Source organism: Sporofaciens sp. St.21A7 (assembly GCF_059728535.1).
In genome coordinates this window covers 1-20,427 of the sequence record NZ_BAAGFN010000002.1, presented here as the reverse complement: position 1 = coordinate 20,427, position 20,427 = coordinate 1, and the positions used below count along the sequence as shown (strand labels likewise).

25 protein-coding genes and 1 pseudogene are annotated in these 20,427 nt (G+C 42.5%); 22 read left to right on the top strand and 4 right to left on the bottom strand.

The window, feature by feature from the left end:
• The first annotated feature begins 6 nt into the window (after window positions 1-6).
• The 4 genes from AC6I3O_RS26545 (at window position 7) to ilvN (ending at window position 4,230) form a co-directional block, all read left to right on the top strand.
• Window positions 7-1,221, top strand: a complete 1,215-nt coding sequence (locus AC6I3O_RS26545) for a DUF6070 family protein (RefSeq protein WP_497853714.1) — start codon at window positions 7-9, stop codon at window positions 1,219-1,221.
• Between the two features lie 116 nt (window positions 1,222-1,337).
• Entirely contained in the window at window positions 1,338-1,913 is a 576-nt protein-coding gene (locus tag AC6I3O_RS26540) for a TetR/AcrR family transcriptional regulator (RefSeq protein ID WP_497853711.1), read from the top strand.
• 80 nt (window positions 1,914-1,993) lie between these two features.
• Window positions 1,994-3,733, top strand: coding sequence for a biosynthetic-type acetolactate synthase large subunit (gene ilvB / locus AC6I3O_RS26535; RefSeq protein ID WP_497853709.1), 1,740 nt, complete (start codon window positions 1,994-1,996; stop codon window positions 3,731-3,733).
• Window positions 3,730-4,230, top strand: coding sequence for an acetolactate synthase small subunit (ilvN, locus tag AC6I3O_RS26530; RefSeq protein WP_159757768.1), 501 nt, complete (start codon window positions 3,730-3,732; stop codon window positions 4,228-4,230). The genes ilvB and ilvN overlap by 4 nt, the downstream gene beginning before the upstream one ends.
• Window positions 4,231-4,385: 155 nt before the next feature.
• Here the strand turns inward: ilvN and AC6I3O_RS26525 are convergent, their stop codons facing one another.
• Both AC6I3O_RS26525 and AC6I3O_RS26520 read right to left on the bottom strand, forming a co-directional pair.
• Window positions 4,386-6,245 (bottom strand): BlaR1 family beta-lactam sensor/signal transducer, encoded by a 1,860-nt coding sequence (locus AC6I3O_RS26525; protein WP_497853707.1) that lies wholly within the window; start codon window positions 6,243-6,245, stop codon window positions 4,386-4,388.
• An 87-nt stretch (window positions 6,246-6,332) separates the two neighbouring features.
• Window positions 6,333-6,710: a BlaI/MecI/CopY family transcriptional regulator gene (locus tag AC6I3O_RS26520; RefSeq protein WP_016220655.1), complete on the bottom strand. Its 378-nt coding sequence runs from the start codon at window positions 6,708-6,710 to the stop codon at window positions 6,333-6,335.
• A 276-nt stretch (window positions 6,711-6,986) separates the two neighbouring features.
• Between AC6I3O_RS26520 and AC6I3O_RS26515 the strand changes: the two genes are divergently transcribed.
• From AC6I3O_RS26515 to AC6I3O_RS26445, 15 genes and pseudogenes are all read left to right on the top strand, one after another.
• A complete protein-coding gene (locus AC6I3O_RS26515) occupies window positions 6,987-7,529 on the top strand; it encodes a type IV toxin-antitoxin system AbiEi family antitoxin domain-containing protein (protein ID WP_497853704.1) in 543 nt (180 codons plus the stop codon).
• Window positions 7,530-7,547: 18 nt separating this feature from the next.
• Window positions 7,548-7,712 (top strand): hypothetical protein, encoded by a 165-nt coding sequence (locus AC6I3O_RS26510; protein ID WP_497853702.1) that lies wholly within the window; start codon window positions 7,548-7,550, stop codon window positions 7,710-7,712.
• Window positions 7,699-7,992, top strand: coding sequence for a nucleotidyl transferase AbiEii/AbiGii toxin family protein (locus tag AC6I3O_RS26505; RefSeq protein ID WP_022745040.1), 294 nt, complete (start codon window positions 7,699-7,701; stop codon window positions 7,990-7,992). Before AC6I3O_RS26510 ends, AC6I3O_RS26505 begins: the two co-directional genes overlap by 14 nt.
• 173 nt (window positions 7,993-8,165) lie before the next feature.
• Window positions 8,166-9,404, top strand: coding sequence for a DUF6070 family protein (locus AC6I3O_RS26500; RefSeq protein ID WP_497853700.1), 1,239 nt, complete (start codon window positions 8,166-8,168; stop codon window positions 9,402-9,404).
• A gap of 112 nt (window positions 9,405-9,516) precedes the next feature.
• Entirely contained in the window at window positions 9,517-10,764 is a 1,248-nt protein-coding gene (locus tag AC6I3O_RS26495; RefSeq protein WP_497853698.1) for a DUF6070 family protein, read from the top strand.
• Between the two features lie 409 nt (window positions 10,765-11,173).
• A complete protein-coding gene (locus tag AC6I3O_RS26490) occupies window positions 11,174-11,527 on the top strand; it encodes a GNAT family N-acetyltransferase (protein ID WP_497853696.1) in 354 nt (117 codons plus the stop codon).
• A gap of 18 nt (window positions 11,528-11,545) precedes the next feature.
• Window positions 11,546-12,502: an amidohydrolase family protein gene (locus tag AC6I3O_RS26485; RefSeq protein ID WP_159757744.1), complete on the top strand. Its 957-nt coding sequence runs from the start codon at window positions 11,546-11,548 to the stop codon at window positions 12,500-12,502.
• Between the two features lie 60 nt (window positions 12,503-12,562).
• Window positions 12,563-13,018, top strand: coding sequence for a GNAT family N-acetyltransferase (locus tag AC6I3O_RS26480; RefSeq protein WP_497853693.1), 456 nt, complete (start codon window positions 12,563-12,565; stop codon window positions 13,016-13,018).
• Between the two features lie 28 nt (window positions 13,019-13,046).
• Entirely contained in the window at window positions 13,047-13,250 is a 204-nt protein-coding gene (locus AC6I3O_RS26475; protein WP_497853689.1) for a hypothetical protein, read from the top strand.
• A 202-nt stretch (window positions 13,251-13,452) separates the two neighbouring features.
• Window positions 13,453-13,755, top strand: coding sequence for a DUF3784 domain-containing protein (locus AC6I3O_RS26470; RefSeq protein WP_497853687.1), 303 nt, complete (start codon window positions 13,453-13,455; stop codon window positions 13,753-13,755).
• Between the two features lie 115 nt (window positions 13,756-13,870).
• Entirely contained in the window at window positions 13,871-14,257 is a 387-nt protein-coding gene (locus AC6I3O_RS26465; protein WP_497853685.1) for a DUF3795 domain-containing protein, read from the top strand.
• 7 nt (window positions 14,258-14,264) lie between these two features.
• Complete coding sequence (locus AC6I3O_RS26460; protein WP_016220637.1) at window positions 14,265-14,750, top strand: GNAT family N-acetyltransferase; 486 nt, start codon at window positions 14,265-14,267, stop codon at window positions 14,748-14,750.
• A gap of 35 nt (window positions 14,751-14,785) precedes the next feature.
• A complete protein-coding gene (locus AC6I3O_RS26455; RefSeq protein WP_016220636.1) occupies window positions 14,786-15,247 on the top strand; it encodes a GyrI-like domain-containing protein in 462 nt (153 codons plus the stop codon).
• Window positions 15,248-15,290: 43 nt separating this feature from the next.
• A pseudogene (locus tag AC6I3O_RS26450) lies at window positions 15,291-15,590 on the top strand (GrpB family protein); the annotation flags it as partial.
• Between the two features lie 26 nt (window positions 15,591-15,616).
• Entirely contained in the window at window positions 15,617-16,510 is an 894-nt protein-coding gene (locus AC6I3O_RS26445) for an SPL family radical SAM protein (protein WP_016220634.1), read from the top strand.
• Between the two features lie 274 nt (window positions 16,511-16,784).
• On the opposite strand, the gene AC6I3O_RS26440 is transcribed toward AC6I3O_RS26445, so the two are convergent.
• Window positions 16,785-17,234, bottom strand: a complete 450-nt coding sequence (locus AC6I3O_RS26440) for a MarR family winged helix-turn-helix transcriptional regulator (RefSeq protein ID WP_022745031.1) — start codon at window positions 17,232-17,234, stop codon at window positions 16,785-16,787.
• Between the two features lie 9 nt (window positions 17,235-17,243).
• A complete protein-coding gene (locus AC6I3O_RS26435; RefSeq protein ID WP_016220632.1) occupies window positions 17,244-17,645 on the bottom strand; it encodes an SRPBCC family protein in 402 nt (133 codons plus the stop codon).
• 246 nt (window positions 17,646-17,891) lie between these two features.
• Here AC6I3O_RS26435 and AC6I3O_RS26430 point away from each other — a divergent pair, with 246 nt between their 5' ends.
• From AC6I3O_RS26430 to AC6I3O_RS26420, 3 genes are all read left to right on the top strand, one after another.
• Complete coding sequence (locus AC6I3O_RS26430) at window positions 17,892-18,509, top strand: TetR/AcrR family transcriptional regulator (RefSeq protein WP_016220631.1); 618 nt, start codon at window positions 17,892-17,894, stop codon at window positions 18,507-18,509.
• 146 nt (window positions 18,510-18,655) lie between these two features.
• The gene (locus AC6I3O_RS26425) at window positions 18,656-19,369 is read left to right on the top strand and encodes an ABC transporter ATP-binding protein (RefSeq protein WP_016220630.1); all 714 of its coding nucleotides are present in this window, start codon (window positions 18,656-18,658) and stop codon (window positions 19,367-19,369) included.
• Window positions 19,362-20,427 (top strand): putative ABC transporter permease subunit (locus AC6I3O_RS26420; protein ID WP_497853681.1); only part of this gene is annotated, 1,066 nt, incomplete at its 3' end. The genes AC6I3O_RS26425 and AC6I3O_RS26420, both read left to right, overlap by 8 nt.

The following is a 20,427-nucleotide window of genomic DNA, read 5'->3' as shown; positions in this document are numbered from 1 at the left end:
GATAATATGCCGTTGCAGAAGAAATGTATTTTGGTTATGGTGTTTGTGCTTGCTGCTATTTTGTGTGCTTGCGCAGAGATTCCGGACAGGAAGGAATCTTCTTTAGAAAAAGAAACACAGAAAAGGAAAGAAGATGCAAAACAATGGGAAAAAGGCTACAATCTTCCGGTCGATGATAAGGAAAGGGAAGAGGCAGAGGAGGATTGTATCAGGATGGCGGAGGCGGTTTCTGATGTGTACACTTTATCAGACGGATTCTCTGATGAGACCATTCAGATGATGCAGGAGAAAGCCGGGGAAACAGGGGAAGCGGTCCATTCAACTCTGTTGTATTCCAATATGGAAAATTATGAGAAAATGGATGGCTTCCTGGAAGAATGCATAAAAGGAAACAGTGGATTTGCGGTAGTTTATGAGATACAGTCTGATGGAGGGATAGGAAGAAGAAAATATACGTTTGACGGGAATGATATGTATGTCCTAAGTGCAAGGGCAGCGTGGCGGGAAGACAACCATCCAAGGGTGGAGTATATTTCTTATACCAAAATAAAGGACTGGAGTTACACAGACAAGGGCTGGTTCTGCTATGAAATGTGCGTTCCCGAACCGCCGGAAGTAACGGAGATCGTGGATGGAAGCTGTCTGCTCCGGATAAGACCAATGACTGAGGAACAAAAAGAGCTGTCTGAAAAGTGCGTCCGGGATATCGGGTATAAGGGAAATAATCTGCTGTGTTCTGATTGGGACGCAGGACATATGGAGAAATTGGATTATAATGGACTGTATGAATATCTGTATAAGATGAAATACCAGGAGACCTTTTTGCCCGCAGATGATCAGGATGGGATACCGCAGGGTGAGTTTGAGAGTCTGCTTATGGAGTATCTGCCAGTGACAGCAGAACAGATACGGGAATATGCCGCATTTGATGAAGAAAGCCGGAGATACACGTGGGAACGGCTGGGATGTGGAAATTATGATCCGAATTTCTTCGGAACATCGCTTCCGGAGGTTACGGATATCAAAGAAAATGAAGATGGAACGGTTACGCTGACTGTCGATGCAGTGTGTGACATGGTTATATGTGATGACAGGCTCATAACCCATGAATTGACCGTAAGATTTGCAGAAGACGGCAGTTTCCGCTATCTGGGCAATCGGATTCTTGGTGACGGGATCAGGGAAATCCCAGAATACTGGTATCGGGTTGGGGGCAGATAAAAGGTTTGGATATTTATAGGATATTGACTTTAGATATTTATTCTGCTATGATGAAAGCATGTACTTGCATGAAAGGATATTATTAATGATAAAACTGCAGAGAGGGGGAATAGAATGTGGATGAGACAAGCCAGAAGATCATTGATGCGGCGATGGCGTTAGTCCGTGACAAGGGATATGTCGCAACAACCACGAAAGAAATTGCAAGGGTAGCCGGCGTAAATGAGTGTACCTTGTTCCGCAAATTTGAGAGCAAAAAGGATATTGTTTTACAAGGGGCAAACCAGGCTGGATGGCGGGCGAATGTCACACCGGAGATTTTTGAAAATGTAGAGTGGGATTTGCAGGCAGACCTGGAAATGTTCATGAGGGCATATATTGACAGGATGACGCCGGATTTCGTGAATCTGTCAATCGGTCTGAGGGCGCCGCAGCTCTATGAGGAAACCAAAGAGCTTATTATGAAGGTTCCCCAGGCTTTTTTGAGGACATTTACCGATTATCTGAATAAAATGTGTGCGATGGGAAAAATACCGGAGAAAGATTTTGAGGCTCTGGCATTGACCGTATTTTCGGCAACATTCGGCTATACATTTCTGAATGCATCATTTGGAAAAGAGCTTACAGAGATTGAAAAAGACAGGTACATTAATGAAAGTGTGCAGATGTTTGTAAAAGGAATCGATCCGTAAGATTTGGCGCTGTCAGAGGGCAGTGCCAAAAAAAGAAATATAATGCATGCAAGCACACGCATTGAAGAATGGAGGATGCTATGAAACAGATAACAGGTGCGGATTTATTTGTAAAGGCGCTAAAAGAAGAAGCAGTTGACACATTGTTCGCTTATCCGGGGGGACAGGCGATAGATCTGTTTAATGCACTGTATGGGGAAAAAGAAATAGATGTGATCCTGCCTCGCCATGAGCAGGGGCTGATCCATGCGGCAGACGGTTATGCACGTTCTACGGGTAAAGTTGGTGTCTGTCTTGTAACAAGCGGGCCAGGGGCTACGAATCTTGTCACAGGGATTGCTACGGCAAATTATGACAGCGTTCCGTTAGTATGTTTTACGGGCCAGGTGGCGACAAACCTTATTGGGAATGACGCCTTTCAGGAGGTAGACATTGTAGGTATTACAAGAAGTATCTGTAAATATGCCGTAACGGTACGAAACAGGGAAGATTTGGCGGAAACAATCAAAAAGGCTTTTTATATTGCAAAGACCGGAAAACCGGGGGTAGTGGTTGTTGATCTGCCAAAGGATGTCCAGCGGGCTTATGGCAGCGATTTCTATCCGGAGGAAATTGTGGTCAGAGGCTACAAGCCAAATACCTCTGTACATATGGGACAGTTAAATAAGGCGCTGGACATCTTAAACCATGCGGAGAAGCCTGTGTTCCTGATTGGCGGCGGAGTTCATATTGCCCATGCAGAGAAGGAGATGACACAGCTTGCAGAGCTGACAGGTGTGCCTGTTATTACGACAATCATGGGAAAAGGCGCAATTCCCACAACAAACAGTTCCTATGTCGGCAACATAGGGATCCATGGGAGTTATGCCGCCAATGCAGCGATCAGTAATTGTGACGTTCTTTTTTCCATTGGAACCCGGTTTAATGACCGCATTACGGGGAAAATAGAGGAATTTGCGGGAAATGCAAAGATTATTCACATTGACGTGGATGCGGCATCTATTTCCCGCAATATTGATGTGGATGTTCCGATTGTAGCTGATGCGAAAAAGGCCATAGACGCTTTGCTCAAAAAGGCAAAGCCCCTTCATATCTCAGAGTGGACGGATAAAATCAGCCGTTGGAAAAAGGAATATCCGATTGATATGGGGAAGGTTGGTCTGACGCCGCAGATGATCATTCAATCCATAAATGAAGGGTTTAAAGATGTTGTTGTCGTTACGGATGTAGGGCAAAATCAATTGTGGACAACACAGTTTCTTGATAGCGGTGAGAATAAACAAATGTTGACATCGGGCGGTCTAGGGACAATGGGGTATGGTTATCCTGCGGCAATCGGGGCAAAACTTGGCAATCCGCATAAGGATGTTATTGTCATATCCGGCGATGGCGGTATGCAGATGAATATCCAGGAAATGGCGACTGCGGTTGTTTATGAACTGCCAATCATTATCTGCATACTGAATAACGGATACTTGGGGAATGTGCGGCAATGGCAGGAAATGTTTTATGAAAGGCGGTATTCGAGTACATGTATGCGTTATCGGAGAAGCTGTGAGATTGGCTGCAGCCAGCCTGGTCATGATTGTCCGAAATATACGCCAGATTTCATTGCACTGGCAGAAAGCTATGGTGCAAAAGGAATCCGCGTCACAAAGGCAGAAGATATAAAAACAGCTTTAGACAGTGCAAAGCAGAATACAAAAATGCCTACGGTGATTGAGTTTATCATAGACAGAGAAGCCAATGTCCTGCCGATTGTTCCGCCGGGAAACGCCCTGAATGACATGATTTTAGAAAGAGAGGAAAACAGGGAATGAAAAAGAGATGGATTTGTCTGTTTGTTGAAAATGAAATAGGTGTACTCGCCCGTATTTCGGGTTTGTTTTCCGGAAAATCTTATAATCTGGACAGTCTGACAGCCGGAGTTACTGAGGACAGCACCATATCACGGATGACAATCAGCCTGACAAGTGATGACCGGACTTTTGAGCAGATAAAGAAGCAGCTTAGCAGAAGTGTTGAGGTGATCAAAGTGGTAGATTATACAGATATACCTATCCACATGAAAGAAATTTTATTTGTTAAGGTGAAGCATTGTTCAGATGCGGACATAACGGAACTATTCCGGATTTCAAAAGTATTCGGGGCTGCAATAATTGACTATGACGGCGCTACCGTCCTTTTGGAATGTACCCAGACAGAAAACAGGAATGATGATTTAATCGCATTGCTGAAAAGAAAGTTTGTAAACAGGATTGAGATTGTAAGGGGTGGAAGTGTTGCGGCTGAAGCTGTCAGTGTCTCGGAAAGATAGAGAAACCGTACAGGAGTCAGCCGCTGCTATGAAGTGAAACAATAGTATCAAGGGAAAAGGGGCTCCTGAGAAAGGCAGCCCCTTTGTTCCTGCAGGCAACGAGCCAAGTGGGCATATTTGTTGTATGGACATTTGACTTTCTATCCAGAAGCTCCTTATTGCCATATATTTATCTTAGAAAGAATGTGCCGCGTTATTTCTGCCGCGCGGCTGCCGGAGGCACCGCCGTTCGCGGCGATATTTGCTGCAAAGAACCACATATTGTCAGGGGCTTCCACATATCCTACAAACCATCCGTTTACATCCTTGCCGTCGATACAACCGGTGCCGGTTTTTCCATAGAGGTTTCCGGCTTCGGAAGAGGACAGGAGGATAGAGTCCTTTACTGCATTAACATTTTGGATGCCAAAGCCGAGGTTGTTTTCATAAAGCTTTCGCAAAAGCTCCACCTGTTCGATGGGGGAAATCTTTAAAGAAGATTCCATCCAGTAGGAGGAGAGGCCGCCTTTGGAATTCTCATTGCCGTATCTGATTTCCCGGAGATAGCGGTCAATGCCAGAGAGTCCAAGCTGTTTATCTATTTCCTGAAAGTACCAGTTCACGGAAGCGCTCATGGCGGACTGCAAAGTCTGGTCAGCGTTCCATTCTTGGAACGAATAGAGTTCATGGTTCCATTCCATGGCGGAAGCTTCCGGTGTAATGGCACCGGCCTCCAGCCCGAACAGGGCGTCATAGATTTTATAGGTAGAGTCAGGAGAGACCCGCAAGGCGGCACGGTCCATATCATAGATATTCCACGTATCCTGTGCCATGTTGTATAGGACGAAGCTTCCTTCGTATCCCTGAAAGCAGGAAGACAGATCTATGACGTTGATATTTTTATGAGATGTATCCCATCCATAATAATCATCCTTTGTTGCATTTGCAGACAGCAGGGGAGCCAGGCTTGTGAGGAGAACTGTTACCATCAGGAATGCCGTCATGCCTGTAAGCCGTTTCTTTGCGGTGGGCGTCTCGTAGGCGGCGATATTGAGGATACGCCGCTTCATCTGTGACATGTTTCCGCTTAATCCAACGGAAAAGGGAAAAGCAGGGCGGGACAGCTTTTCGGCAAAATGGATCAGCGTCATTCCGTAATCCTCGTAGGAATCTGGTTCAAGCATATTCAGTACGGACGTGTCGCAGGCGATTTCCCTGTCATTTCGCATTTCCTTAAGTGCAATCCAGACCATGGGATTGAACCAGTAGAGGATTCCCGTGAGGGTCATCAGATAGCCTGCAAGCGCGTCTTTGTGCCTGTAATGCTGCAGCTCGTGCAGCAGCATGTAGCGGATCTGGTGAAGCCCGTTCATTCCGGATGGACTTGAACCGCAGGATGCTTGGCAGAGTTTGTCGGTATCTATCTTACTGTAATCGGAGATGATGTGGATGGGAAGATAGATACGCGGCCTTAGGAACCCTGTGAAAACCGGCGACTGCAAAAATGCGGTACTGTATATGGGAATCTCCTTTCTGATATGGAGTTCTTTCAGGCAATGGCGGTATAGTCTGCAGATTGCCGGATTTTGGAGAGGAAGGGCAGATTGTCTGATGTTCTGCAGGCGGAGGGACGATCTGGCGGTCCGCACAACCATGATAAGGATACCGGCAAGCCAGATTCCCAGTAAAATGGTTCCGGCAATGGATGGTGTCTGATTGCTTATGGAGAGAGTAAAATCATTCAGCCAGCCCGAATCTCCTGCAGGAGCCGTCACATCTCCTTGATTCACAACGCTTCTGGTATCGGGCAGGGCGGGGTTACAAAATGCAAAAAGCCGGGCAAGAAGCATTGGGAAACCTGTTAGGCGAAGCGGCAGGAACGGAACAGTAAGCAGGCCGAGCAGCAGAAACCACAGGTGATACTGCATCCGGCCTGACAGGATATTTCTCAATAAATGCCTGGCGGCCAGAAGGATTCCAACCAGGGCACAGATGAATAGGTTACATATAAGAAAACGAATCATAAAATCAGCCATAGGTATTGTCTCCTTTTTGTTTCCTTAACCCGGACAAGCCGGAGCGCAAGATTTCGTTAGGAACAGTTCCTGACGAAAGTTACAAACTCATTTATCCTTTTTTACAGAAAGCAGGGTGCGAAGCTGTTCAAGCTCCGTATCGGACAGACCGTCATTTTCTATGTATGCGGACAGCATGGCAGTAATATCCCCGCCGTAAAAGCGTTTCAGAAACGAACGGCTTTCCTGGCCCACATACTCCCGTTCCAATACAAGCGGGGTGTAGACGAATATCCGGCCCTGTTTCTCATAAGAGAGGGCGCCTTTCGTCACCAGACGTTTGATCAGGGTTTGTATGGTTTTGGGGCTCCAGACGGTGGTTTTCAGTAACTTCTCAGTGATCTCATTGGTATTGATGGGCGCGTACTTCCATACGACCTTCATCACTTCATATTCAGCTTCGGAAATCTGCGGCAGAGCAGCCATGGTAAATCCCTCCAAATCTTACGTGTGTAATAAAGATATTATAGAGGGGATTCAGGGGATTGTCAATTGTAGAAGAACATAGAGCGGATCAATTAGGTTTATTGGATGGAGTGAGCATGTTTCAGCAGATCCGTTTTTATTTGTATGAAGGCATGGTAGTATCTTTGGTTTAAGAGGTGGATGGAATAGTTTACATATAAATTAAAATGATGATAAAATGAACGAAGGTGGAAATATGAACCTATATTTCGAACTATTAAAAAACCGGTCTTCAACATGGAAGATGTAAATGTGTTTTACAATAATATAGATAGCGCACGTTCGGCGATCAAGCGATTGATGAAAGAGGGAATGGTGGCCAAGATTCGTAATAATATGTATACCTGCGTTAGCGGAGAAACTGGCGCACCGGTTGCGAATCGTTTTCAGATAGCCAGCCACATTACGCCAACATCATATGTGTCTCATCATACAGCCATGGAGTATTATGGAATTACAGATCAAGTCTATTATGATGTGTATGTATCATCAAGGACTAGCTTCCGGAATTTTACATTTGATGGTTATACGTTTTGTTTCGTAGCGTCAAAAAATTCAGAGGGTATTGAGAAGCCTCCTTATAGCGGAGGTGTTGCAGTGACCAATTTGGAGCGAACCATTGTTGACAGCATTAAGGATATGGACAAGATTTCGGGCATTGAAGAAGTGGTGCAGAATGTGGAAAGTATGCACAGAATACAGGAGAAAAGACTGATCAAGTACCTGGAACTTTATCAAAATCAATTCTTGTATCAGAAGATGGGATATTTATTATGGTAGCACAAGGAACAAATGGGATTGACTGATTCATTTTTTGTAAAATGTAAGAAACAAATAGGCAAAAGCAAGCGTTATCTTACACGTGATCAGGATGGCGGCTGCTATGATGATACTTGGAAACTGGTTGTTCCGGATGATTTGCAAAATATGAAGAATGGGGTAATGATGGATGCCGATGTATAATAAAACAGAGATTGGACGTATTGCACAGCAGCATGGATTTGTGAGAGATACCTTTGAAAAGGTCTTGCACTTGAAGGATGTATTGAATTATCTGAATGAAGAAGAATATCTAAGAGACCATCTGCTTTTAAAAGGTGGAACAGCTATCAATCTGGCGGTGTTCAATCTACCACGTTTGTCTGTGGATATTGATATGGATTACACACCAAATGATACGAAAGAAGAAATTGTGGAAAGAATTAAGGAACATCCGATGGCAATTTGGAAATGCCAACAATAACATATTGAGTTTGAAGTGATGACTGGTAGACTGAATAATATAAAATCTGCAAAAACCGCCCTTTATTCAGCAAAAAAGGAATGATTTGTTATAGCCAGACATTTAATTTCATATGTTCTACCTGACAGAAGAATTGTAAAGCATATTATCAGGAAGGGAGAACGATAGAGCATATGAAACGTACTTTACAGAAATGCAGCGTATGTTTTTTATCAGCGCTATCCTTGGCAGCCGTTGGGCACGTGGTAGGAGAGATGAAAGAGGCAGTGTATCCGGCTGGCAGCAGGGGAGTAAAAGTGCCGTTTGCCAGGATTGAATCCCAGGAACAACCGGGGTCGGTAGATGGGGAGCCGTATGCGTATACGGAACCGGAGTGTGTCCTGTCAATGGATGAACAGAAAAAATTACAGAATGAAGCAGTATCGGCGGCAGAAATGTGTGCAGGTTATTATTCTGCCAAAGAGTCAGTGAATAGCAGCAAGGACAGCGGCTACGCTTCGGTTATTGAGTTGACAGAACAGCAGAGAAGAGATATTGTCAATCTGTTGGGCGACAATGGAATGGTAAGTGTTTCGGATGATATGAATATGCGTAACTATGAAGAGGTAGAAAATTTTTATTCCCAATACCGCACAGGGCAGGAGGCACTGGTTACAATCTACGAACCTTTTATAGACGGGACATTTTCTTCCAGAACCTTTGTCTACCGGCAGGGAATACTGCAGACCTACTATATCGGGATTGGATGGCAAGACAATGGAATACCGGTTATACAGGCGGCCAGAACCAACGATATTACAGAAATCCGGCTGACGGAAAAGGGATATTTGATTTATACACATGCAGTAATCGTTGCACATGGTAATTTGAAGGAGTACTACAGGGTTAAGCCTCTGCCGGAAACCTGCCGGGAGCTTACCCAAAAATATGTTTCTGGACTTAGTTATGTGAGTTATACGGTGATGATAACGGATTGGGACAGCGGAAATGTGGAAGAAATTTTAAGGCCATGCATGTTTGAGGATGTTTATCGGATTCATACAGGGGAGGTATTTGTGCCAGACGGTGAGGGGATCCCGGCAGAGCTTTATGAATCTATTATGATGACTTATTTCCCGGTAACAGCAGAGCAATTAAGGGAGTACTGCAATTACGATGCAGCCATGGATACGTATAAATATGAAATGAGTATCTCGCAGCCATTGCCGCCGTTTCCCGAAGTGGTGGACTATAAAGAAAATGTGGATGGAACGCTTACACTGTTTGTGGACGGTGTATGGCCGGATTATGGTTCGGATTATGCCTTTACAAATCAGATTGTGGTAAGACCGTTAGAGAATGGGGCCTTTCGTTATTTATCCAATTCCATCCAAAAACAGGAATTAGATATTCCGGTAGTGGGGAAACGGTGAGAAAATAAGACGGGGCTGTAAGATTGTAGATAATATAAGTTATTCTTGACTTAAAATCTTACAAATGTAATACTATATATAGATTATACGACCAGAAAAGGTAAGGAACGTTATGAAGTATAGTAAACAGAGAAAAATAGAATGCCAAAGGAGTTTATTTGAAAGTATCTTTTTTGTTGCCGCAGGTAGCTTTGTTGTCTTATTACTTTATTTCGGTTGTGATAAGGCAATCTCCCCTGAAAAGGAATTTTCAGGGGAGCCGCAGGAGCAGCAGGCAGAAGAAAGCAGGGAAAATGTGGATGGCAGCTCTTATGGGAAAGAAATAGAAGAGGCGGTGAGCATCCTGGAAAGCGAAGAACAGGAACAGCTTCAGGAAGCCGCAATATCAGCCGCCGAAGGATGTGCAGATTTATATAAGGACATCAAGGTGCTGGATACGACTTTTTATCAACTGGGGCAGAGGACAAAAGAACAAAGGCGGGAGACAGTCAGCCGGATGGGCGGGCTTGGATATGTTTCAGTGTCAAAAGGCATCAATATGGAAAATTATGAAGAGGTAGAAATGTTTTATTCCAGATATTCAGATGGAGAGGAGGCCCAGGTTACAATATGTGATATCTATGGGGACGGCCGGTTTGGATGCCGCACTTTTCTGTACCGTGCAGGGAAGCTGCAGGTTTACTATGTGGAAATTACATGGCAGGAAGGAGGCGTGCCCATACTGTCCCATACATCCGTATGGGATTTGGAAGAAATCAGGCTGACAGAAAAAGGGTACTTTATCTATACCAATAAAATAAAGATATCACATGGAAATTTGCGGGAGCACTACAGGATAAAACCATTAGCTGAGGACTGCAGGGCGCTGACAGAGAAGTATATATCCGGCTTAAGCTATATAGATTATAATCTGCTGACTGTTGACTGGAACGGCAGCAATGTGGAAGATATAATAATGGATACTATGTTTGGGGATATTTATCATATGCATACGGGAGAATATCTGAAAGTGCATGGAGGAAGAGTTGACGCAGAGATATTTGAAGAGATTATGACAATATATTTTCCTATAACTATAGAACAGCTTCGCCATTGCTGCGGTTATGATGCGGATAGCGACACTTACGAATGTGATTTGTTTTCAGTCAGGCCATATGCGCCGTTCGGTGAAGTGGTGGACTACACAGAGAATGAAGACGGTACATTAACTCTCTTTGTGGATGGCGTATGGCCGGATTATGATTCGGATTATGCGTTTACAAATCAAGTTGTCATACAGTCATATGAGGACGGTACATTCTGCTATTTGTCAAATGTCGTAGAACAGCAGGAAATGGAGATTCCGGTCATAAAGAAATGAATAATATACACAAAATACCGATACATGACATAATTTGATTACTTATAGAAAATAACTTATTTGGCGCATTTGAAAACATCTTTCCCTTTATCAACGGAAAAGATGTTTTTGAATAATACAGATAATTAGTCATTTAAAGGAAATATATACCCTAAAAATGTAAAAGAACTATGCAAAAATTGCCCCTCATTTTGCAAAAACGGAAAGGACTGTTGTTTTGGGCAGATGTAAATGATAAAATAAAACATTGAGGTGGCAATCATGCAGGTAGAATTATTATCAGATAAATATAAGGCTCATATACTTACCAACAAGAACGTAGATGAAATATATGATCTGCTTAGCAAGAATATCTTACTATTATGAATATTGCCCTCCCTTTGTTACACGGCAGACGATCCAGGAGGATATGAGAATATTGCCGCCTGGCAAGGTAATCGAAGATAAATATTATATCGGGTTCTGTCAGGATGGAAAGTTGATTGCAGTTATGGACTTAAACGATGGTTATCCCGAAAAGCTGATTGTATATATCGGTTTTTTTATGACGGATATTTCGGTACAGGGTCGTGGAATAGGAACGGAGATTATTGATTATTTGTGCAGATATCTTTCTGGTCTGGGATATGAGTCGGTTCGGCTGGCATGGGTCAAGGGGAACCCGCAGTCGGAACACTTTTGGCTGAAAAATGGTTTTACACCATTGATGGAAACGACGAGCAACGTTGCAGAGGAAGTCATCTTAGCTGAAAGAATCCTGTAAAATGGAGATTAAAAAACAATGAGTCAATTTATAGAAGGGCTGAAACGGCATAGTTTAGAAGATATAAGAGTCTGTGCAAAGGCGGACTTACATAATCATTTTGTGCTTGGAGGAAGCCGCGAGTATATAAAACGATATAAAAATATAGAGATTATGCCGCTTGAGAGGCCGCTTTCATCCATGCAGGAAATGAATGGATGGAGTGATAAGTATATCGGTTCGAGATTTGATTCTTCGGATATGAGAAAGTTTCTGATTGAAGCGACTTTTCAGCAGGCAAAAAACGATGGTGTGACGGTTTTAGAGATTGGAGAGGATGTCTGGGGGCTTGGAGAGTTTTTTAGAAATGACATCCATGAGCTTATCAATGCTTTTTATGAAGCGAAAGCGAAGATCGCTCCTGACATGGAACTACGGCTGCAAATCGGGCTTTCCAGGCATTGTTCCATTGGCTATCTGGAGGACTGTCTTTCGCATTTTTGGGGGAACAGTGCTTTCTATTCGATTGATTTGTATGGAGATGAGATGGCGCAGCCTATTGAAACGTTTATACCCGTTTATCGCCGGGCTAAGAAAGAAGGCCTTCGGTTAAAAGCGCATGTTGGAGAATGGGGAAGTGCACAAGACATCCAAAAAGCAGTGGAATTGTTAGAGTTGGATGAAGTACAGCATGGTATTGCAGCGGCTTATGATAAAGGGATTATGAGGTTTTTAACGGATAATCACATCCGTCTTAATATTACACCTACAAGCAATATATTACTGGGCAGAGTGGAAAAGCTCAAAGAGCATCCGATCTCATTGCTCTATAGGAACGGGGTTGACGTTACGATTAATTCAGATGATGTCCTGATGTTTGATTCGGATGTTTCAAAAGAATACCTGCGCCTACATGAGTCGGGATGTTTGTCAGCGGAAGAGTTGGATGATATACGAGAAAATGGATTGAAAAGTATTGAGGAGATTATTACGTGAGTATAGGATTGTTATTTTATTCCCCGGACAGAACGGGGGTATCGGCTGGCAGGAACTTTTATGATTGCGGGAGTAGGATATGACATCTTTCCGATAGACTGGGAACGTGTCCGAAATATTGCAAATTTGGAAGAGGGTCTTCTTCCGCTCGTCGGAGATGTAAAAGTTCTTTATTCTGCTTCGGAAGAGGATCTAGGGAGATTCCGGACAGCGAGTGAAAGGCTTGGTTTTGCACTTTTCTTTCATAACTTCTCTACGTTTCTCGGAAGGGCGGGTATCTATCTTGAAGATCTGTTTGTAAAACCTGAATATCGTGGGAAAGGTTATGGAAAGGCGATTCTGAAAAAGCTGGCGGTTATCGCGGTTGAGCGTGGGTGCGGGCGATTGGAGTGGTGGTGTCTTGATTGGAACAAGCCTGGTATTGATTTCTATCTTTCGCTGGGGGCAGAGCCTATGGATGATTGGACGGTATATCGGATTACTGGCGATACACTGTCTAATCTTGCAAGCTTTTGAACAATGGATTCTAACAGGTGGTCTTGTTTTGCCGGATATGGAAACCGAGGCTGGCTGCAAGTGCTGCAATATGCATACATTTATATGCCGGTTGGAAGCGATGGCAGGCGAAAAAACTGTACGGAAAATTCTTTACAGAGTGGGGCATGGAATACATCCGTCTCAGTCTGCGTGGGCAAGGGAAGAGTTTCTTGAAATCGGTGATTTAGATATGTTTCTTCAAAAGCATTGAAAACAGAGACAGAACGTTTTATTGAATTAAACCGGGAACTTGAGGGCAGAGTGGTACGTTCTGTGCTGAACAAAGATTTGACCTGTGAGTATGAAATTACGATTCCAAAGGATATTATGACCCAGTACATAGCACCGCGCGGAATGGAAAATGTTATAGACACAGGAAAAATGAATAATAACAAATCATGGAGGGGTATGGAATGCTGTTGGAACTAATCGTTTTGTTGATAATTGGTATTATATTTTTGATTGTCGGCTGGTTCATTTGGAAAAGGGAGAAGATAAATCTCATACATGACTACCATTATAAGAATGTGGCGGAGGCAGATAAAAAAGAGTATACTGCGCTTATGGGAAAAGGTGCAATCATAATTGGAATAGGAATCATTCTTACGGGAATTATTGATTTTATTACGCAAGCTGGATGGGGTTGGACTGCATTTGGGGTTTGTTTTGTAAGTGGATTTGGACTTATGGTTTATGCAGGGATGAAATATAATTAAAATTTATCGTCAGGAGATATCATTGTTTTGGCAAGGTTTAATGCTCAATTATGAATTGTGAAATCAGATGAAAGAATATGAAGATTGGAAATTGCAATATGGAGGTGGCGTTTGGATGAAAAGAGAACTTGGGATTGCAAGATGTGGACTTGCTTGCTGCTTATGCTCTGAGAATGTCGGCTGCAATGGCTGTAACTCTGGTGAATGTCCTGATAAAGAATGGTGTGAAAATCGTACTTGTTCCATCAAAAAAGGGATATCAAATTGTTTTTTATGTGAAACTGATTGTAAAAAGGGACTTTTAGCAAAGCTCAAGCCATATGGATTTACGATATTTGCTAAAAGATATGGTCTGGAAACTTTGCTTGATTGCCTTGAAAGAAATGAAAAAAACGGAGTTGTCTATCATAGAGAGGGGATATATGGAGATTATGATGGTTTTACTGATTTGGAAGAGTTAATTGCGTTTATTAAAAATGCCCCTGATTTATTGGTGAGGTAGAGAGAAAGTGGATATTGAATTTAAGAAAATAACAGAATTTCCTCGGGGAACGCTTGCCGCCTTGTTGAAAGACAGTTATTCTTTTGAGCCGAAATTCGAGCTTAATTGGCATAACCAATGGCAGGACTTTGATGATTTTTTTTATGATAATCCCCATATTGCCGAGGTTAGCGGGTTTATGACAGTTCTGGAAGGAAAGCCCGTTGGATTTGTTTCATGGAATCCGACAAACCTGCCTGAATCAGCAGAAGTCGGGCACAACTGCATTTTGACGGAATACAAGGGAAACGGCTATGGGAAACGACAAATGCAGGAAGCGGTTCAGCGTATGATTGCGCAGGGAGCAAAAAAGATAGTTGTTTGGACAAATGAGATTTGCGTTCCCGCTCAGCACACTTATGAAAGTGTGGGATTTCAGTTTGTAAAAAAGAGTGAGGAAACATTCTCCGAATATGCGGGGCAAAGAATACATTATGAAATTATAGTATCGTAAAGAATCGATAAATGAAATCAAGAGGGATAAGAAATATGAAGATTGATAAATGCAAAAAAGCCTCTTTTGTTGTGATAGGAAAAGAGGGTTCAACATCAGATGGAGAAGGATTTATCCAAAAGCTTTGGGATGATGCAAATTCTCATTTTGGAGAAGTTCAGCATTTGGCAAAGAAAGACGAAAATGGCAATATCGCTGGCATATGGGGAGCAATGTCTGATTTTTCCCGGTCTTTTCATCCGTGGGAGGACTTTTGCAAGGGGCTTTATCTTGCCGGAGTAGAATGTAATGATGATGCAGAAGCTCCTGACGGGTGGACAAAGTGGGTGGTTCCCGGCTATGAATATATTTATGCGGAACGTGAAAATGAGGACACTTTTTCAGAGGTGATAAAGTATCTGGGAGATAATGGTCTTCAACTGACAGGGGCAGTTCATGATTTTACTTGTCCGCAGACTGGAAAGGGATATATGTTTTTTCCGATTAAAAAGCTGTAAAGAGATAAGAGCTGAGAGATATGGATAATATCTTACTTCTGCAGGGTATTTATGCATGTCAGAAAACAGCCGGCGCTTATCGTTTAATAAAGGATATACGGAAAAGGGCTTTGCAGAGAAGGTTTTTCATCTGCATTTGCGCAGGGAAGGCGATAACGATGAACTGTATTTCCGTGATTATTTGAATCAATACCCTGATACAGCCAAAGAATATGAAAAGTTAAAACTTGGGTTATGGAAGCAATACGAGCATAACCGTGATAGCTATACGGATGCAAAAACAGATTTTGTAAAGAAATACACTTTAATAGCGAAGGATATTGCAGTTTTTAAAACAATGTAACTAGGACTGGAACTTGGAGGAAACAGATGGAATATATCCCTGCAAAGACAATCGTAACGAAAACGAAGGCTCCTGCAAAATGGTTTGGGATTGATTACAATATGAATATTTACAAGGGCTGCTGTCACGGCTGTATTTATTGCGACAGCCGTTCGGAGTGCTATGGAGTAGATGATTTTGACAAGGTGCGCGTTAAGGAGAATGCGCTGCGGATCATCAGGGATGATTTGCGCAGAAAAACAAGAAGCGGGGTGGTAGGAACCGGAGCCATGAGCGACCCATATAATCCCTTTGAACGGGAACTTGAACTTTCAAGGCATGCGTTGGAATTGTGTGATGCGTTTGGGTTTGGCGCGGCGATTGCGACAAAAAGTTCGTTGCTTTCCCGGGATATTGATATTCTGCAGAGTATCGCAGAACATTCTCCAGTGCTTTTGAAGATTACAATCACAACGGCAAGGGATGATTTGGCAGAGAAGATAGAACCGAACGTTTCACGCCCGACGGAGCGCTTTGAAATGATAGAAAAGCTTGCCAGAGCAGGGCTTTATACAGGCATTTTGCTCATGCCGGTTCTGCCTTTTATTGAGGACAACCGGGAAAATATCGGTGAGATTATCCGGAAGGCAGAGGATACAGGGGTTAAATTTATCTATCCTGCATTTGGCATGACTTTGCGGGGCAATCAGAGGGCATGGTATTTTCAGAAACTTAACGAACAGTTTCCAGGAGAGGGTCTGGTGGCAGCCTACCGAAAAAGGTATGGGGAATACTATGAATGCACCAGCCCACAGGCGAGAAAACTGTGGGAATATTTCTCGGAAGAATGTCAGAAAAGACAGATTGTATACCGCATGGAGGATATTATAAGCCAGTATAAAAGACCATATAAGGTTACGCAGATAACGCTTCCGTTTTAGGTAATATCCAAAACCTCCTAAGCAGACTTGGTCTTATGCCGGAGGATATGTCGGTACACTTGCCGTACAGCCGGATGGTGCGATGAACATGATCCACATGCTCTAAAGCTTGATTCTAATGACCATTCAGAAAGTCCTCCAAGCCATTTTCGATGACCCGGAAGAAATATATTCGGATCTAATTCAGATAGTATATTTCAAGCGAGTTAAGGCAAGGGTTCCTTTATGGGCTTCTAGCATTTTGGTAAAATCAACTCTGGTAGCTGATACACGTTCATTCCGAATTTTTACACAATAACTGTGACAACATATTTTGAAACTGCGCATTTTCCTTATTAGTACTAAAGAAAAAGGCTTTATCAATCCCTTCAACATCTATAACCGCTTGTTTCAAACAGTTTTTTCCTTCCTCAGTATTGGAAATGGAATTTGCCCTTGTATCTGTCTTATGCGGTAAACGATAGATCAGCCCTTTTTTCTCAAGCAGTCTAACGGTAGAAGATACAGTCATAACATCAATCATAGAAAAATCAGAAATCTTTTTTTGTGTAATACATACTTCCTGTTCAGAAAGTTCTTCTATTACAGCTAAAATTACAAACTGTGTATGTGTTAGATTGTATGGCTGTAATATCTGCTTAATTTTCCTTTGCCAAAGCATAGATGACTGCCAAAAGAGTAGTCCTATACTTTCTTTGTGGTTTTTACATTCTGCAAACTTCATAATAACATATTATGCGGAAAAGAGCTTGCGTAGACAACCAGGTATTCCTGCCGCGATGCCTTCCCCCATACCTTTCATTTGGTTTTCTTCTCCGCCCTCAATGGTAACGGTATGTGTAATCGTAACTCCATTTGTGTCCTCTTTCAAGAGATGTCCAAATGTGACTGTAATAGGGCCAAGTTCGGATTTTGTTGTGAAACTTTTCTTATCCGAGCACTCGGTCAGCACGATAGGCAAGTTCGGTCCGTGAGTCATTTCCATAACACCGTAAGTACCAGCACAAAAGGGGCCAGAGAGTTGGACAGATTTAACGCTTTCGTCCCACAAATTCCACTGGGTTACATCGGAATAGAGTTCCCAGACCTTTTCAATGTCAGCTTTGCCTGTAACAGATTTTTCATAGGTAAACATATTTTCTCCTCCTTGTTATAAGTATACTTATAATAAGTGATATTACAATAAAAGTCAAGTGCCATTTTTTAGCTGTTGATTCCAGTATTGTTTTTTCAGCGTATCTATTTTGGAGAGTTTTTCGTTTTTCACCGCCTGGAATCAATCATAGCGGACAAGGCTGCCGCGGTAAGTAAAATGGTATGCATTGTTAATTGACAATTTGTCAGTCGTGTGCTATTCTAATGCATAAGGAGGTACCATATTATGCGTGATGTGAAAGAGCCAGAGGTTCGCAGGGCTGAAATCATGGATGCAGCAATCAGGTTGTTTACCGCAAAGGGATATTTGAATACAACAACACAGGACATCATTGATGAGGTAAAAATATCCCGTGGGCTTCTCTATTATCACTTTAAGAACAAGGAGGATATTTTATACTGCATCATCAATAGATATTCCGAACCGTTGCTGCGGCAGTTGGAGCATCTCACATATGACGAAAGTAAGAGTGCGCTTGAAAAAATTCGGTCTTTTGTTACAATGACTACTATCTCAGATAAAGATATTACGGTCGAAAATTCAGTCCTTCAGGAAGCAGTAAACCTGGAGGAAAACCGCTACATGCTGGATCGGTTTTACCACAGATTATGTAGCTGTGTGATAGAATATTTTGCATATATTCTTGAGCAGGGAAATAAGGAGAATATATTTCATGTGGATTCTCCGAAGGAAACAGCCTCATTTTTAATGACAGGATATATTTTCGTATCCAATGACGTTAAGCTTGCCGGCCGGGACAAAGGGCAATTAGAGAGCTATTTAGAGACATATAAAAAATTGTTGGAAAGAGCATTAAATCCCCAAATACCGCTTTTTTCATAAATCAGAATGAGAGTTTGCAGAATGACAATCTCATTCTATTTTTTCACATAACAACTGACAAAATGTCAGTTTACATCCGATGGATTATGCTATCGGTTATTTTTGAAATACTAACTGACGAAATGTCAGTGAAGGAGGACATATCAATGTTGAAAATTGAACACCTTATAAAGACTTATCCAAACGGAAAAAAGGCTGTTGATGATCTATCCCTATCGATACAGGAGGGGGATATCTATGGATTTATCGGTGCAAATGGAGCCGGGAAAACCTCTACGATAAAAGCTGTGGTCGGTATCCATGAATTTGACCAGGGGGAAATCTACATCAATGGTAAATCCATTCGCACAGATCCGCTGCAGTGTAAAAAAGTACTGGCTTATATTCCAGATAACCCGGATTTATATGAACATTTGACGGGATATCAGTACATTAACTTTATTGCGGATATTTATGATGTGGAACTATCTGAACGAAAGCAGCAGATTGAGAAGTATAGTGAACTTTTTGAGATGAGTTCCAGCCTGGGAAATGTAATTGCATCTTATTCCCATGGGATGAAACAACGGACGGCTATTATTGCTGCCTTGGTTCATAAGCCCAAGCTACTGATTTTAGATGAACCTTTTGTCGGACTCGATCCCAAAGGGGCATGGCATCTGAAACAGACCATGCAAGAGCTTGTACAGAATGGAGGAGCAATTTTCTTTTCTACGCATGTTTTAGATGTTGCAGAAAAACTTTGCAATAAAATTGCCATCATTAAACGAGGAGAGCTGATAACATCTGGGAATATAGAAACAGTCAGGGGGAACCATTCTCTGGAATCTGTTTTTATGGAGGTGCAGGGTCATGAATAAAACAACGCTTCTGTTAAAAACACAGATATATAATTATTTCTCATTAAACGAGCTATTTCATTCCGAAAAGAAAAGGAGCAATTTTGCCTTTATCACAGCAGTTGGGATATTTACATTATTGGCCTTGTTGAGTGGCTATAATATAATGACAGCGCTTGCGCTTGCAAAGATGGGGCAGGCGCAGCTAATTCCGGCTTACATGGTGTCCGTTTCCAACTTTATTATCCTTGTATTTACTGTGCTGCGTTCAAACGGCATACTTTTTGGCTGCAGGGATTATGAGATGCTTTCTTCCCTGCCGGTTCAGGCAAAGGAAATTATCAGCAGTAAATTTGGGTTTCTTTATCTGCTGAATTTCTTGTTAGGGATTCTCTTCATGCTCCCGGCAGGGATTATATGGCAGATTTACGCGTCGGCGCATTTGCTATTCTTTTTCATGTACTTGGCATCTGCCGTTTTTGTGCCTTTTGTACCGATGTGCATTGCCTCTTTGCTTGGAGTCCTGGTTACGGTTGTATCTTCTAAATTCCGAAGGAAAAACATAGTTTCTCTTGTTTTTTCATTTGCAGTTTTAGGAGGTTTGCTGGGGATTGGGATCTACAGTATGCAGACGGGTGCTTCTGGCGGCAGTTTAGGAGTCATCCTCATGGAACAAGTCAGCAGGCTGTATTCCTTATCGGCATGGTTTCGATATACGAATTACTTTTCATTGGCTGGGAATGTTGGGTTCTGGAGCTTATCGGCTTTGGTTTTCTGTATATTTGTAAAAATTGTAGAGTGCCGTTATGCGAGGCTGAATTCTTATGTTTTGCAATACCATGCAGCCTCCCCAGGAAGGAAAGCCAACCTCAAGAAACATTCTGTATTTACGGCTGTGTATCTAAAAGAGATGGGACGTTATTTTAGTTCCTACCTTTGGGTGTTGAATACAGGTCTGGGAGTTGTCCTTCTTTGTGTGACCAGTTTGGCTCTTTGCGTGGTATCTCCTGAAATACTAGGGACGTATGCAGGGATTGAAGATGTGGATTTATTTTTAGGGCAGTATGCCCCTTTAATAA